Source organism: Marinifilum sp. JC120 (genome assembly GCA_004923195.1).
Taxonomy (GTDB): domain Bacteria; phylum Desulfobacterota; class Desulfovibrionia; order Desulfovibrionales; family Desulfovibrionaceae; genus Maridesulfovibrio.
Window position 1 is genome coordinate 44,467 of the sequence record RDSB01000014.1, and the last position, 15,434, is coordinate 59,900.

The window sequence follows — 15,434 nt, forward strand, 5'->3', positions numbered from 1 at the left end:
ACCGCCGGAGGCAATAAAATTATTATCTTCCAGTCATGGACATCAATCTGGAAATACGTTCCTCGGTAGAGGGGTGTGTGCTGAACCAGTTAGCCATCTTTCCGCCGCTGAAGGGATTAACGATAAACATATTCTCAGTTGCGGGGTTGGCATCCATGGGGATGTTGCGTGCGGTAGCATCCAGCTTGTAGAGAGCGGAAGCCAATGCCTTAGGATCGCGGGAAATTTCAGCTCCAGTGGAATCCGCAAGGTATTCCCTTGAACGGGAGATAGCCATCTGGATCAGAGAAGCGGCAATAGGCGCGAGAATAGCCACAAGAATCGCAGCCAGCGGGTTGGTTCCGCCTTCCTCATCATCTCCGCCGAACCCGAAGATTGCAGCCCACTGCATCATGTTGGCAATCATCATGATCGCCCCGGCAAGAACCGCTGCAACGGACTGGATAAGAATATCCCTATTGGCAATATGACCAATCTCGTGAGCGATAACTCCGCGCAACTCTTCAGGAGTCAGAATACGCATGATCCCGCTGGTAACTGCGACAACGGCATTTTCGGGATTACGTCCGGTAGCGAAGGCATTGGGGGAATCCTGATCAACCACGTAAAGACGCGGAGTGGGAATTCCGGCATTGGCAGCCAGTTCCTGCACCATGGCATGCACCTGCGGGGCATCATTGGCTGAAAGCTGACGCGCTTTATACATTTTAAGAACAATTTTATCGGAATACCAGTAGCTTCCCACGTTCATGAACATGGCGAGTCCAAAGGCAATGACAAGCCCGGTCCGTCCCCCCATCATTCCTCCGAGAAAAAGAATGATAGCCGTAAGCGCGGAGAGCAGGAAAAAGGTCTTGATCTGACTAGTCATATTAAAAGCTCCTGTTTTTTTTACTTGATAGAAAAATACCGCACCGAAACCGATGCGGTATTCAAAAGATATGATTTAAAATCGCTCAGTCAAGAGCTTGGAAATCAATAATTTCAGCCTTCCACAAGAATATCCTTGGGCAAAACAATAGTGAAGGCGGTGCCTTGTCCCTCAACACTGGAGCAGCTAATCGTACCGCCCAGACGAGTATGAACCAGATTGTAAACAATACTCATGCCCAGCCCGGTTCCACCTGCTCCACGTTTAGTGGTGAAGAAGGGCTCAAAAATTTTGTGTGCATTTGCTTCGCTCATACCTGTTCCGTCATCAGTATAACGGATGATAATCTCTTCATCCGCCACTTCGACCCCGATATCAATATTCCCGGCCTCGATCCCTTCAAACCCATGGATAAGAGAGTTGATAATGAGGTTGGAAAATATCTGCATATACGCACCGGGGTAGGTATTCAGAACCAGATCTTCGTCACAATTAACATTGATCTTGTGTTGGGTCCTCTTATACTTGGAACGCAGACTGAGCAGTATTTCATCAATGTATTCATGAAAATTGATGGTTCTCTTCTGTCCGGAAGCCTGATCAGCTGCCACCTGTTTGAAGTTACCGATAAGTTCGGCCGCCCGATGCAGGTTGAGCATACTGGACTTGGTGGCTTCACGGGCAATGGATATAAATTTATCAAAATCCGACTTACGCAACTGCCCGGATTCCATTTTCTTTGAAATCTCATTCAACTTTTCTTCCATGAAGCTGATGCTAGTCACGCTGATACCCACCGGGGTGTTGATTTCATGGGCAACCCCGGCCACAAGATCACCAAGTGCAGCCATTTTCTCTGACTGGATAAGTTGGTTCTGAGCATTTTCCAACCTCTGCACAGAACTGCGCAGCTCTGCGGTTCGCTCCTCAACCTTCTGCTCAAGATCGCGATTCAGTACACTCAATTGCTCTTGCACCGAACGCAATTCAGAAACATCACGCCCCTCAGCAAGCAGGAAAAGAATCTTCCCGTCAGCACCGAATGCCGGTTTTAATGAAAAATCCACATACCGTAATCCCACATCCGGAACATTGCTTCGTACTTCCCTGCGAATAATGTGACCGTTTGCGGCATTTACAATATCTTCTTTCAAAGTCTCGGCAAGAGATGGCGGATCCTGCCACCACGGACCTTCCCAGAACGGACGATCCAACACATCTTCAGAAACTACATTCCTGATATCAAGAGCAGCTTTGTTCACTTCTTTGAGATTACCGTCCAGGTCAACTACCCCCATGAATTGGAGCGACTGACTGAACACACCCCGGAACATGGCTTCACTTAAGGCAATCTGCTCCTGTGCATCTTTCAGTTCTGTGACATTGTGACCTTCGGCAATAAGAAAAAGAACCTTGCCACTCTCATCAACCACCGGTTTGGCGGAAAAATCCACATAAATATAATTGCCGTCCTGTCCTCCATGCCTGAAAATGCCTTTACCCACTCCGCCAAAAGAAGCTATCTGAATCAACTCTTTAAGTTGCCGCTGAGCATCAAGTGAATCATCCCACCACGGGGTTTCCCATAAATAATGCCCGATCATATCACTATTATCAGCCTCCACAAAATCCAGAGACTCTTTGTTGGCAAGCAGCAAAACACCTTCAGGGCTAAGCACACCCATAAATTGCTGACTGTGATTAAATATTCCTTTGAACAGGGCTTCACTTTCCTGAATCTCTTTCCCGGCCCTTCGGCTCTGAATAATTGTATAAAAAGAAAGCAAGGAAATCAGACCGAGAATCGCAACGGTCATCATAATCAATTCCCGATTACGAGCGGCAGCCTCGGACTCAATATCGGTAAGATACAGCCCGGTCCCTACTATCCATTTCCAAGGATAAAATCTCTGCACATATGAAATTTTGGGTACAACTTTGCCCGACTGATCCTGCCACTGCCAATGGTAGTCTATGTAACTGGCTCCATCCTTTTTTGTGGCATTAACTATCTCAACTATCAGCAATTTACCCTTGAAATCCGCAAATTTGGACATATCACGACCATCAAGTTCAGGCATATACGGATGCATGACCATTTTGGCGTCAAAGTCGTTAATCCAAAAATAATCTTTACTCTCGGGTCCAAAACGCATCATCCCGATTATTTCGGCCCCTCTTCTGCGGGCCTCCTCAGAAGATATGATTCCTTTTATTTCCTGATCGCGCAGATGGTCCAGCACCCCGATGGCAACCTGAGTCATATGCTTCAGAGACTCTTTGCGCTGAACAAGCAGAGCATCCCGGACCGCAGGCATATGGACAGTAAAAAGGGCAATTACGAAAAGCAACAATGAAGCAACCGTTGGAATGGCTACCCTCAACCAGACGGGACTTCTGCGTCTCGCCCCTTTGCTTTTTTCAAAAACACCCATGCATTTCTCCAGATTGAACAAGGAATTGATATTAGTTCTGCAAAGTTAAGCATACACTATATGACGGGGATGATACAACTTCTAAATTCAAGAAGAGAGTTTTAGTTTTGCGGCTTTTACATCTGGTATATTTTCCCAATATCACTTGCCCGCTCTCTATTTTTATTTTAATAATATATATTCTTTTCTCATTAATTTTAAAAAATCATACTTTTCCTAAATAATACATAAACATAGGTTAACGAACTGCAATGCCTGTTGAGCAAAACACCTCACATGAAATAGGAGTAGTCACCGGGATATCCGGTGATGCTTACGCTGAATCCGCGTCAGGAATGCGTGCCCTTGAACCAGGAAGTCCCATTTATCAGGGCGAAGAACTGGTCACCGGAGACGGCAGTAATGTAGAGGTGCGCTTTGTTGACGACACTCTCATTTCACAAGGCTCCAATTCACGCATTGCTCTTGATGACTATGTTTACGACCCGGACGGTGGTGAATCCAGTTTTCTGGCTGACATTGCCGAGGGTACTTTCCGTACAGTAACAGGCAAAATAGCCGAACAGAACCCGGATCGCTTCAAGCTCGGCTCTCCGCTGGCAACCATCGGTATCCGCGGCACCATTATCCTCAGTGAAGTAACCGATGATGGTGAGAAGCACGGTGTTGAAGAAATCCACGCCGGTAAGGCCATGCTCCTGCAAAGTAAAGCAACAGGAGAAATGCGCCAACTCCTTTCCGGGCAGATGGTCGATGTCGGCAGATCAGGCCTGCTCAGTCCGGTCCGTAGTCTCGCCCCGCAGGAACGTGATCAATTCCGTAAAATTGCCCCCGAAAACATCAGGCAGGAACAGGAGCTTCGCGAACAACAACGCGAAGAGGAAGAAGAGCAGCAGGAAGAACAAGGGCAAGAGGGTCAGCAAGAAGAGCAACAGGATGAACCGCAAGGAGAACAGCAGGGAGATCCCAAGGAAGAACTTCCCGGCGATGTTGATCCGGGAGGGGGAACCCCCGGCGAAGATCCTGGTGCCAATGGCGGCGCACTGCACCCGGGAAAAGGTGTTATTGATCCCGGAGATGATGCTCTTGTCGGACAACAAAGATTTGAACCCGATAAAATGGGTATGCCCCCTAAACCCGATGAAAAACCGGAAGTAGAAGGCGAAAAGGAACAGCAGGGGCAGCAACAGGAAGAAGGTCAGCAAGAAGGCCCGGACGATCCTGAAGGCGGTGAGCAAGAGGACAACGAAAAGCCAAAACCTGTAGTAGAACCTGATGCTGAAGAAAATGATGATACAGATGAAAAAGAAGACGATGACGACGAATCCGATGATTCCGGCGGTTCAAGCTCCAATCCGCACGTAAAAACCGGAAGCGGCCTCCTAGAGGGCACCGACGACGCCGATACCCTCACCGGAAGCAGTTCCGCTGACACCCTGAAAGGATACGGCGGAAACGACACCCTCTACGGTGAAGGCGGGAATGATCAACTTTTCGGTGGAGACGGCAATGACAAGCTCTACGGAGGAGAAGGCGCAGATACTCTGAGCGGTGGTACAGGTGACAATACCCTTGACGGCGGTGAGGGCCTTGACGTTGCATCCTTTGCAGGCTTCGAAGAAGCTCTTACACTCACCCTCAACAGTAATGATACTGCGTACCTCAACACTGATTCCGGGCAACACGTACTGATCAATATTGAAGGAGTCATCGGCGGCAGCGGGCAGGATATTTTCACCGGGGATGATGAAGCCAATATTTTTGAAACGGGAATGAACTCCAATCACACTGACGACTCCATATCATCATACGAACAGGTTGACGGCATGGGCGGTTCGGACTGGATTCAATTTGAAACCCTGTCCAGTGAATATCACGTCGAAATCAACCTCGACCCGATCAGCGGCAGTGCCGGGGTGCTGGACAGTGACGACCTGCACAAAAACGATATCGGATTGAAAAATGTCGAAAACGCCAAAGGATCTTCCGGCAACGACAAAATCACGGGCAGCAACTCCGTAGACAATACCCTGATGGGTGAAGCCGGAGACGACACTCTGGAAGGACTCACCGGGAACGACCATCTTTACGGCGGTTCAGGCAATGACCGACTCGACGGCGGCGATGGCGACGACCATCTTTACGGTGGTGCAGGCAACGATTTCATTAATGCCGGGAAAGGCACCAATGTAATTGAAGGTGGAACAGGCATTGACAGCCTGACCTACAAGGACTCAGAAACCTCTGTCACATTTAATATGAGCGGCAGTGGTGCCGGATCAGCCTCCAGCGCGGATACTTATATTTCCGATACCTTCAGCGAAATAGAAAATATTGAAGGTTCTAACCATGACGACACATTCAATGGAAGCGCATACGCTGACACCTTTGATGGTAATGACGGAGCTGACACCATGTACGGCAACGGCGGTGACGACCATCTCTCCGGCGGAGATGGTCATGACGAAATCTCCGGTGGTGCCGGCGATGATACAATTATGGGCGGAGCAGGTAACAACATACTCCATGGCGGTTCCGAAGGTGGCTCTTCCGGCTCTGATACAGTATCCTATGCCGACCACCAATGGGTAAACATTGTTGTAAGCGATACCACCTCCCACCATATCGGCGACACCACATTTACGGACGGCCTTACGGGCTTCAGCACCTACATCGGCTCTGACGGAAACGACACATTCATGGGAGATACCAACGGGAACACCTTTGTGGGTGGCAAAGGGAATGACAGTTTCATAGGTGATGGAGGCAACAACTATTTCATCGGAGGCGCAGGAATAGATACTATATCCTTTGCCAACTCCGGAACACCCGTAACTGTAACGGTCCAGACAGGAGACACCACAGTTACCCACTCTGACGGAGAGGATGTATTTAACAGCGTAGAATCCTTCATCGGAACTAGCGGCGACGACATTTTCAACGGCAGCAATACGAGCGAGACCTTCAGGGGAGGCGACGGTGCCGACACAATAGATGGCGGCAACGGGTCCGGAATTGATTATGCTTCATATTCTGACTCAAGCGCAGGAATCAGCATAATACTAAATGGCTGCTCTGCAGCGACTACTAATACAAGTGATACTCTGAAAAACATCGAAGGCATCATCGGTTCAGGGCACCAGGACGACCTTGAAGGAGATGACAACGACAACTACTTCGCTCCGGGACTCAACGCTGAATATGTCGACGATGCTGATTACTCTGACGCCGAGAGTGTTAACGGTGGCGATGGTTCGGACTGGCTCCAGTTCGACAATCTTGAAAGCGGATATTATGTTATTGCCGACCTCACTGCCAACCATGCTTATGTTAAATCAGGGTCCAGCAACGTAAACAAAATAATGCTCACTGACATAGAAAATGTAATCGGCTCAGCAGGTAATGACAACATTACTGCGCTCACCTCTGAATCTTCCACTATTCAAGGCGGCGGAGGATCAGATACCATAAATCTTGGGGTTAATGACGGGAAAGCCACAACATTGGTGTACACATCCCTTGCCGAAGGCGGAGACACTATCAACAAATTTCAAACTACGGACCCCACTGCCGCAAATAACGATAAACTGTACTTCAAAGGATCAGATTTTGACTCCGCGGCAGGCAGTCATCTCTTCAATATTTCGACAGCCTCCGCAACTTACGATGAAGCAACCAGCGGTTTGGAAAGCGGAGGCTGCTCCTATACAGACGCATGCTTTGTCTTTGATACTGAGAGCAAAGGGCTATACTACGATGCAAACGGTTCCGAAGCGGGAGGGCAGACACTTATCGCCACCTTTGACGCTAATCCGAATCTTGAAGTCAGCGATATCGATGTCGCCTAAACATCAAAACAAAAACCGCCCTTTCCGCAAAATGCAGAAAGGGCGGTTTAATTTATAGCGCCGAAAATTTTTACTCGCCATTTTTCAAATCCTTATCATCAACCATACGCTCATAGGTGAGAACCTGATTGCGCAACCTACGCAGCTTCACCAAGTCCTTTTTCTGCTCCTTGCCGACCTTATCAAGCCGTCCGCGCAAAGCGATCTCTTCCCGCTTGAGGGATTTGACTGACTGGTTATGCCAGACACTTATCATCCTATTGATAAACAAAGCCGCAACAAGGACAACCGCGGAAAAAACGAGCATGGGAATCATTTTTTGCTGCTCCCGGCATCGTTTAAGTTTCTCCTCAGATGATCAAGACGAGCTGAGGCCTCTGCAATCTCACGATTGATCTCAGCTGAGCCCTTGTTAAGCTTGTTGATCCTGAACTCAACATTATCGCGCAAGTTCTCCAGCTGCAACTTGCGCTGGCCGATACTGCCGCTCACATTCAGATAGCGGGCGTACAAAATCATGAATATTAAAAAACTGAAAACGAGTGTTATTAAAAAATACATTTATAAAACCTGAAATTTTGTCAAAATCTATTGGTTCTGCTACGCTCCGCTCTTTTTGAGCAGCCCCTTAAGCTTGGCATCATCAGGAAATTCAGTAAGGGCTTCCTCAAGAACAACACGGGCTTCATCGTTCATGCCTACCTTGATGAAAATACCACTAATATTACGGGCCACAGACGCAGCGGATTTGTGAATCATACCATCCGAACGGACCGCCCGTTTAAAAAATTTGGCACACTTGGCGTACTCTTTACCATCACTGTAGGCCAGACCGATATTATAAAAGAGGCCCGGCTCATTGGGCGCAACCCTGAGCGCGGCCTGATAGTTCTCCACCGCCTGCATCCACTTACCCTGTTTGCGCAGAGCTATGCCCAGACGGTTGTAGGTTTCCAAATCATCAGCACTCAGACTTGAAGATTTAACCGACAGCAGTTTTGAATAATACTTCTCCGCCTTTTCCGGGGCCACATCAAAAAGGGACTCCGCAATGCCGCTCATAACCTGTGAAAGATAATTATGCGCTTCCTTTACTGCGCAACGGACAGCCTGATCAAAATAAACTTCCGCATCATCAAGCTCTTCACGCTCCAGATAAACCCGCCCAATCTCGCACTTCCTGTCAGTGTTCAAAGGACTGATTGAATCAAGCTTTTTCAGATAATGCAGGTATTGGTCATTATCATTACCTTTGTAGAACTCAGCCAGCTTTTTGATCGGCTCCATGAACACCTTGGACTGTTCATGAGCTTTTAAATATGATTTCAAGGCCTCATCACGCTGGCCCATGCAGGACTGAGCGTCGCCTTGTAACATCAGGGCTGCCGGACTATCAGGTTTGATCTCAAGAATTTTGGCACTGACCAGCAGAACTTTATCCAAATCGCCTTTGCGCAAAAATTTCTTGCCAGCTTCAACGAGCTGGGCCAGTTGGCCCTGCGGCCTGATGGTAAAGGCCAACTTCTGGACCAAACTGTCCACGGAAACAGGCTTGGTAATGATATTATTCACTCCAAGCTCATGCAAAAAAATAAGTTCCTCCTGACTGATTTCATCAGTGAGGACCACTACTTTAATTTCAGGGAACAATTTACGGATATTCAGAACAAATTCGGCAGTAGGCTTGCCCCTGAGCAGCCTTTCCACAAAAACAAGTACAGGCTGTTTGGCCCCGACCTTATCCTTGATCTCGGACAGACACGGAGCCTGTTCCTGAAAATAAGCAAGGCAATCGCGACGGATAGCCAGAATCTTATGCAAAGTTCCACGCAGCAGCTTGTAAAACGAAGGTTCGTCACTTAAAAGAACAGTATATCCGGACTGTTCCTCATAAAACTCACGTACTATCTGATCATATTTAGTAGCCACTTAAGCCTCGCTGTATTGCAATAAGACTGCCGCCCCCTTTAGAGCTCGACAGTTTGCCCTTCCTCGGGCAGGAAAATTTCATAATCATCTACCTGATCCAACAGCTCCAGAACCTGCACACTACGGCAGGTTCTCACAAAAGGTTCCAGATGCACAAGAGCAACTTTCGCCAATCCTGCGGATAGTGCAAAATCAATACATCCAACAACACTGGAGTGACCTTTGACATTCTCAGCCAGCCCATAGGATTCAAGAATACCCAGATCAGCCTTACAGGCGAGGATCTGACAATCATCCGTCAGCTGGCCGTCTCCGCTGTAAAAGACAGCCCTTTCATCTGATTCAAGCCGCAAAGCCAGGGCAGAACCGGAATGTTCAATAGAGCAGGTATGCAAACTGAATCCGGCCACGGTCTCTGCATCACCCGGCCGGAATTCATGAAAGACAACATTGAAACCGAGTTTTGCCCGCATGGATGGATAAGCCAAATCTATAGCCTGACTAACCTTATCCTCCACTCCCTGTGGTCCGCAGACATGAAATACCTTGGTACGGCCTGCGGTAAAAAAAGAACCCAAGAGAAATGGCAGTCCGAAAAAGTGATCCCCGTGAAAATGAGAAATCCAAACCGCATCAATGGTAGACGGGTCCGGGATCATACGCATGCAGCCATGGGCGGCGTTGAAGCCACAATCCAAAAGAATACGGCTTCCCCCGCCCTCTACTAGAATGGATGTATTGGTACGCTCAGCGTCAAATGCAGAGCCGACGCCGATAAAAGAACATTTCATAATAACAGCCACATGATCTCACTGGGATCAATATGAAAAAATCAGCCCGTCGCCCGTGGCAGAGCCAGTGGGAGCCAGCCCCAGATAGCCGAGAATTTCCTTAATCAGAGGTTTATCTTCCTCCGGACCTTCAATGACTTTCACATCACCCTCAAGATTACACAGAGCTTTGAGTACGGTCACAGAATCCTCGAATCCGCCGATACGGTCCACTAATCCCAGCTCCATGGCTTCACGTCCGGTGATGGCCCGTCCGTCAGCAATCTTTTCGACCTGCTCCCGGTTAAGCTTACGTGCGGAAGCAACATCGTCAACAAACTGGTTATGCATATCCATAATCAGTGCGGTCAGATATTCACGCTGTTCAGGAGTGAGTTCGGAAAAAGGAGAACCTGCGGCTTTCATCTTACCGCTGGTTATGATGACCGGCTTGACTCCGACCTTCTCCATGAGTTGATGGAAATTTGCATACTCGGCCTTAACCCCGATAGAACCGGTAATGGAACCGGAACTGGCCATGATCTTAGTGGCCGGGGCCGCAGCGTAATAGCCGCCGGAAGCCGCAACAGTACCAAATGAAGCCACAATGGGCTTAACCTCGGCAAACCGTTTCACCGCGTGATAAAGCTCCTGTGAGGGGGCAATGGTTCCCCCCGGAGAATTTACCCGCAGAAGAACGCCTTTCACAGAATCATCCCGGCGCAGATCGCGCAGAAATTTTACCGTGGGTAATGAATTTATGATGGTTCCCTGTACATTGACCACCCCGATCTTTCCGGCACTTAAAAAGTCCACTTTTCCATGAAAAAAGGCTGCGGCTCCCCATAGGAGAGCCACAGCCATAATAAGCAGACTGAAACCGAATAGAATCGGATGTCTTACAGAGAAACCTTTCTTAGGATTCTTCATCCTCAGTCTCTGCAGCTGCTTTAGCTTCGCTTGCATCAGCAAGTTTCTGCTTCAGCAGTTCGCCCAGAGTGTTACCGTTGTCGGCAGGACCGGAACGGAATTCTTTAGGCTGACGTTTTTCAGTGTCTTCCTTGAGCTGCTTGATGGAGAGGCCGAGGCGACGCTCATCAGCAGATACGTGGATGACTTTAGCCTGGATAGTAACGCCTTCTTTAAACATCTCAGAAGGATTCTTGATCTTCTTGTGAGAGATTTCAGAAACGTGAACCAGACCTTCAATACCTTCTTCAACTTCTACGAAGAGGCCGAAGTCGGTGATGTTGGTAACGAGACCATCAAGGGTGCAGCCAACGGGGTACTTATTGGGTACCTGAGACCAGGGGTCTTCGGAAAGCTGTTTAACACCGAGAGTGAATTTCTCGTTTTCTTTATCAACAGTAAGTACTTTAGCCTGAACGGAATCGCCCACGCTGTATACTTCTGAAGGATGGCGAACCTTGCGGGTCCAGGAGATATCGGAAACGTGAATCAGGCCGTCAATGCCGTCTTCGATGCCGATGAACACACCGAATTCGGTGATGTTCTTGATCTGGCCTTCAAGGATAGTACCTTCGGGGAATTTCTCAGCAACAACATCCCAAGGGTTAGGCTTAACCTGTTTCATACCGAGGGAGATGCGCTTCTTGTCGGGATCAACACCCAGAACAACTACGTCGACTTCATCGCCAACGCGAACCATCTGGGAGGGGTGACGGAGTTTGCGGGTCCAGGACATTTCAGAAATGTGAACCAGACCTTCAACACCAGCTTCCAGCTCAACGAATGCACCGTAATCGGCGAGGTTGGTAACCTTACCGGTGTACTTGGCACCTTCAGGGTATTTGCCGGAGATGTCTTCCCACGGATCGGGAACGAGCTGCTTGAGTCCGAGGGAAACTTTCTGGCCTTCTTTGTCGAAGTTCAGAACTTTCAGTTCGAGCTCATCACCGAGTGCGACCATTTCCTTAGGATGCTTGATGCGCTTCCAGGACATGTCTGTGATATGCAGAAGACCGTCGAGACCGCCGAGGTCGATGAATACACCGTATTCGGTGATGTTCTTGACCTTACCTTTAACAGTCTGCTCTTCTTCAAGAGTTTCGAGCAGCTGGGAACGCATTTCGTTGCGCTGTTCTTCGAGAAGAACGCGGCGGGAAACGATAACGTTGCTGCGGCGACGGTTAATTTTAAGAATCTTGAATTCGTAAGTCTGATCAACGAGAGCGTCCATATCAGGAACGGGACGAAGATCAACGTGAGAACCGGGCAGGAATGCTTCCACGCCACCGAGATCAACGGTGTAACCACCTTTGATGCGGCGGATGATTCTGCCTTCAACAACGCCTTCGCTTTCCTGCACTTCTTCGAGCTTGTCGAAGAGCTGCATGCGCTTGGCTTTGTCGCGGGAAAGGTGAATAGTGCCTTCGTTTTCGTTTTTGTTTGCAACAAAAACGTCTACTTTGTCACCAACTGCAACAGTTACTTCACCGTCAGCATCCAGAAATTCAGATACTGCAATCTGGCCTTCAGACTTGAAGTTAACGTCGATAAGAACGAAGTCCTTGTCTACTTTAACTACTTCACCGGCAACGATGCTGCCTTCGTCCAGATTTCCGAAATCGGCATTAAGATAGTCTTCAAGGGCAGCCTCGAAGTCCATATCCATTTCCATTTCGGCGTTCATGTTTTCATTGTTTTCCATGGGTTACCTCCAACAACGGTGTCCTCGGACAAAATTTCGGCATATATATTATGGGACAAGTGCATTGGAATCAATCTGCTCACGCGTTCCGAGGCAGCCGATGCCCAGATTGTCCGTTGGCCTGAAAGGCCACACTTCATCCCTAATGCCCGTTAGGGGAAAACTCAACTGGGCACTAAACCCATCTTGAGATTAAGAGAACTGCTTCTATCCTAAAAAAAATCTTATGTAAACCTAATTCAACACGCCCCCGCAACCTGAAATCGTTTGCACTCGTAGCTTAAGGCAAAAAAAAGAGCCGGAACTGATCCGGCTCTACATACTCACAAAGTATGTCTTTATCATCCCATGCATTGATGTTTAATATTCACTCCCTGAGTGATAAAGATAACTGATTCAGCAATATTAGTAGCCTGATCGGCGATACGCTCAAGATGGTTGGCAGCCATAATCAAGTGCACCCCACGTTCCACGATTCTGGTTTCGGAAACCATATTCTCAATAAGCCCCTTAAGAATCCTTACACTGAGGGCATCTGCATGGTTATCCATGCAGCAAACTTCTGCCGCAAGCTCATGATCCTCGTCAGCAAAAGCCTTAACCGCTTTGCTGATCATACCAGCGGCAATGGTTCCCATTTGGTCCAGCTGCTGGTTAAACGGCAGCGGTGGCCGGGTACTCAAAAAAACTGCCCGGTGGGCAAGGTTGACCGCCTGATCGCCAACACGCTCAAGGTTGCTGGTAATACGCATAGAACCAACGATAAAGCGCAGGTCCTTTGCCATGGGCTGATCAAGGGCCAAGAGACTTAAGTTATGTTCATCAAGTTCACATTCAAGTTCGTTTATCTTGATGTCGTTCATAATGACTTCTTCGGCAAGCTCGGCATTGCATCCAGCCAAAGCTTTCACTGAATTGTGCATGGCTGTTTCAGCCATACTGGACATTCTCAGGACCTGAACCTTCAGGTCGTCCATTTTTCTTATAAAATGAGCACGCTGCTCCATGAAAGACTCCTGTATGGTTTAACCGAAACGTCCGGTGATATAATCTTCGGTCTGCTTATTCTTGGGCTTGGTAAACATGGTTTCGGTCTTACCGGTTTCAATAAGGCGGCCCATGTAGAAAAAAGCGGTCTGATCGGACACACGTGCAGCCTGCTGCATGGAATGAGTCACAATAATGATGGTGAAATTCTTTTTAAGTTCGTGAATAAGGTCTTCAATTTTCTGGGTGGCAATGGGGTCAAGCGCGGAAGCCGGTTCATCCATGAGCAAAACTTCAGGTTCAACAGCAAGGGCGCGGGCAATGCAGAGTCTTTGTTGCTGACCGCCGGAAAGCCCTAGTGCGGAAGAATGCAGCCGATCCTTCACCTCATCCCAGAGAGCACCACCTTTGAGACTCTCCTCAACTTTGCGGGCGACAAATTCCTTGTCTGTAATGCCGTTTACGCGCAAACCATAAGCAACATTCTCAAATATGGATTTGGGAAAGGGGTTGGGCTTTTGAAAAACCATACCGATACGCCTTCTCAGAGTAACGACATCAAGCCCCTGCGCATAAATATCTTCCTCGTCAAGAGCGAGGTCACCGTCAACACGGGTTCCGGGAATAAGGTCATTCATTCTGTTTAGGCAGCGCAAAAAAGTACTTTTCCCACAACCGGAAGGTCCGATAAGCGCGGTGACCCTGTTTTCCTCAAAATCCATGCAAATATCTTCAAGAGCCTTGAAGTCGCCATAATAAAAATCAAGATTTCTTGAAGTAATTTTAACAGCTTGCCCCATTACATTGTCTCCATAATTTATATAAAAATAAAATAGGATCAGACTCGACCGATCCCTGAGATTACTTGATGCAACCAAATAGCAGCCAGCCCTATCAGCTGACCTAAATTAACTATCCGGCACGGGTTACAGAGCAATGACCCGGTTGTTACATTTACGTTACGCGGGCCCTAAAAACATAACCCACTGAAAACATACATTTAAAATCAGCTTCAATTAAAAAGGCCCTGCGACACAAAATGTCGCAGGGCCTTCAACACAAAATTTTAGTCTAAAATCAAAAATCAAGACCGAGAACCACTCCCTTGGCATACTTTCGAACGGTCGGCTTAATCTTTGCGGGTATGCCCTTTTCAGCAAGATAAAAAACCAGACGAATTTTATCAGGGTGTTCGCCGAGCACAATCTTCTGCACCGGACAATCTTTTACGCGGTATAATGACTTAGCCTTGTTCTGCCATTTTCCGTGAAAATCAACCACCAACCTGCGTGGTTTTGCAAGGTTGAACCAGCTGATTTTCCCCGCAGAGGAAGAAAGCGCTACGTCCACGGAAGCCTTCCCGGCTTCGCAGGAAACGGACACATTATTCAGCACGCCTTTAGAAGCAGCGGTATTGCCGGGCTTTGCTGCTGTTTTTTGAACTGCGGGTTTTGCTGGGGCCAGCTTAGATTTTATTTCAGGTTCTTCAGCAGCAGAAACCTGTTCTGCTTCGTGCGACTCTTCATCCTTCACAACCGGAACAGCCCCCTGAGCATCGGACTGATTGGCTGCACTGATATCCGCCTCGTTCAATCCTTCAGCAGAGTCAGGAACTTCTGATTTTGCGGATTCAAGCGGGAGCACCAGCTTACTGATCTCGCGGCGCACAACCGGACCTTCCCCATTCCGGCTGACAGCCTCCTTCTCTTTCCCGGCCAGAAAGGAATCAAAGATCCCCATATGGAAGAGGATTGCATTAGCACCCACCACCAGCAGGATTATGAGCAACAGGATAGTAAAAGGACGAAATTTAATTTTCATTATCGTTGATCCATTTTGTAGTCATTTCAGGAGCGATAATATAAGAGAATTTCCCCGTTAAGGCAAAGAGTCCTTCATCCCGCAAAATGTATGGGCTGACAC

Annotated in this window: 12 protein-coding genes; 1 reads left to right on the plus strand and 11 read right to left on the minus strand. The window is 48.1% G+C overall.

All coding sequences use genetic code 11. The annotated features are described in order from the left end of the window. Nucleotides 1-22 precede the first annotated feature (22 nt). Both htpX and D0S45_14060 read right to left on the minus strand, forming a co-directional pair. Nucleotides 23-871: a zinc metalloprotease HtpX gene (gene htpX, locus D0S45_14055; protein TIH13735.1), complete on the minus strand. Its 849-nt coding sequence runs from the start codon at nt 869-871 to the stop codon at nt 23-25. Between the two features lie 113 nt (nt 872-984). Continuing rightward, nucleotides 985-3,306, minus strand: coding sequence for a PAS domain S-box protein (locus D0S45_14060; GenBank protein TIH13736.1), 2,322 nt, complete (start codon nt 3,304-3,306; stop codon nt 985-987). 251 nt (nt 3,307-3,557) lie between these two features. On the opposite strand from D0S45_14060, the gene D0S45_14065 reads away from it, so the two are divergent. Then, on the plus strand, nt 3,558-7,154 hold the full coding sequence (locus D0S45_14065) for a hypothetical protein (protein TIH13737.1): 3,597 nt from the start codon (nt 3,558-3,560) through the stop codon (nt 7,152-7,154). A 70-nt stretch (nt 7,155-7,224) separates the two neighbouring features. On the opposite strand, the gene D0S45_14070 is transcribed toward D0S45_14065, so the two are convergent. From D0S45_14070 to D0S45_14110, 9 genes are all read right to left on the minus strand, one after another. Beyond that, nucleotides 7,225-7,470 carry a hypothetical protein gene (locus D0S45_14070; protein TIH13738.1) on the minus strand — a complete coding sequence of 82 codons (246 nt, stop codon included), beginning with the start codon at nt 7,468-7,470 and terminating at the stop codon, nt 7,225-7,227. Further along, nucleotides 7,467-7,715 (minus strand): hypothetical protein, encoded by a 249-nt coding sequence (locus D0S45_14075; protein ID TIH13739.1) that lies wholly within the window; start codon nt 7,713-7,715, stop codon nt 7,467-7,469. The genes D0S45_14070 and D0S45_14075 overlap by 4 nt, the downstream gene beginning before the upstream one ends. 39 nt (nt 7,716-7,754) lie before the next feature. Next, nucleotides 7,755-9,083: a tetratricopeptide repeat protein gene (locus D0S45_14080; protein ID TIH13740.1), complete on the minus strand. Its 1,329-nt coding sequence runs from the start codon at nt 9,081-9,083 to the stop codon at nt 7,755-7,757. 38 nt (nt 9,084-9,121) lie between these two features. Further along, on the minus strand, nt 9,122-9,886 hold the full coding sequence (locus D0S45_14085) for an MBL fold metallo-hydrolase (protein ID TIH13741.1): 765 nt from the start codon (nt 9,884-9,886) through the stop codon (nt 9,122-9,124). Between the two features lie 15 nt (nt 9,887-9,901). Continuing rightward, nucleotides 9,902-10,783, minus strand: a complete 882-nt coding sequence (gene sppA, locus D0S45_14090) for a signal peptide peptidase SppA (protein ID TIH13742.1) — start codon at nt 10,781-10,783, stop codon at nt 9,902-9,904. Beyond that, nucleotides 10,770-12,524 carry a 30S ribosomal protein S1 gene (locus D0S45_14095; protein TIH13743.1) on the minus strand — a complete coding sequence of 585 codons (1,755 nt, stop codon included), beginning with the start codon at nt 12,522-12,524 and terminating at the stop codon, nt 10,770-10,772. Before D0S45_14095 ends, sppA begins: the two co-directional genes overlap by 14 nt. A gap of 341 nt (nt 12,525-12,865) precedes the next feature. Continuing rightward, nucleotides 12,866-13,531 (minus strand): phosphate signaling complex protein PhoU, encoded by a 666-nt coding sequence (phoU, locus tag D0S45_14100; protein ID TIH13744.1) that lies wholly within the window; start codon nt 13,529-13,531, stop codon nt 12,866-12,868. A gap of 18 nt (nt 13,532-13,549) precedes the next feature. Beyond that, a complete protein-coding gene (locus D0S45_14105; GenBank protein TIH13745.1) occupies nt 13,550-14,311 on the minus strand; it encodes a phosphate ABC transporter ATP-binding protein in 762 nt (253 codons plus the stop codon). Nucleotides 14,312-14,588: 277 nt separating this feature from the next. Then, a complete protein-coding gene (locus D0S45_14110; GenBank protein ID TIH13746.1) occupies nt 14,589-15,332 on the minus strand; it encodes an AMIN domain-containing protein in 744 nt (247 codons plus the stop codon). Between the last annotated feature and the right edge of the window lie 102 nt (nt 15,333-15,434).

What these genes read in the sequence shown, in the direction of transcription:
- D0S45_14105 (TIH13745.1), bottom strand. Translation starts at nt 14,311, where the DNA reads ATGGGGCAAGCTGTTAAAATTACTTCAAGAAATCTTGATTTTTATTAT.
- D0S45_14110 (TIH13746.1), bottom strand. Translation starts at nt 15,332, where the DNA reads ATGAAAATTAAATTTCGTCCTTTTACTATCCTGTTGCTCATAATCCTG.
- D0S45_14095 (TIH13743.1), bottom strand. Translation starts at nt 12,524, where the DNA reads ATGGAAAACAATGAAAACATGAACGCCGAAATGGAAATGGATATGGAC.
- D0S45_14060 (TIH13736.1), bottom strand. Translation starts at nt 3,306, where the DNA reads ATGGGTGTTTTTGAAAAAAGCAAAGGGGCGAGACGCAGAAGTCCCGTC.
- D0S45_14070 (TIH13738.1), bottom strand. Translation starts at nt 7,470, where the DNA reads ATGATTCCCATGCTCGTTTTTTCCGCGGTTGTCCTTGTTGCGGCTTTG.
- D0S45_14065 (TIH13737.1), top strand. Translation starts at nt 3,558, where the DNA reads ATGCCTGTTGAGCAAAACACCTCACATGAAATAGGAGTAGTCACCGGG.
- phoU (TIH13744.1), bottom strand. Translation starts at nt 13,531, where the DNA reads ATGGAGCAGCGTGCTCATTTTATAAGAAAAATGGACGACCTGAAGGTT.
- D0S45_14075 (TIH13739.1), bottom strand. Translation starts at nt 7,715, where the DNA reads ATGTATTTTTTAATAACACTCGTTTTCAGTTTTTTAATATTCATGATT.
- htpX (TIH13735.1), bottom strand. Translation starts at nt 871, where the DNA reads ATGACTAGTCAGATCAAGACCTTTTTCCTGCTCTCCGCGCTTACGGCT.
- sppA (TIH13742.1), bottom strand. Translation starts at nt 10,783, where the DNA reads ATGAAGAATCCTAAGAAAGGTTTCTCTGTAAGACATCCGATTCTATTC.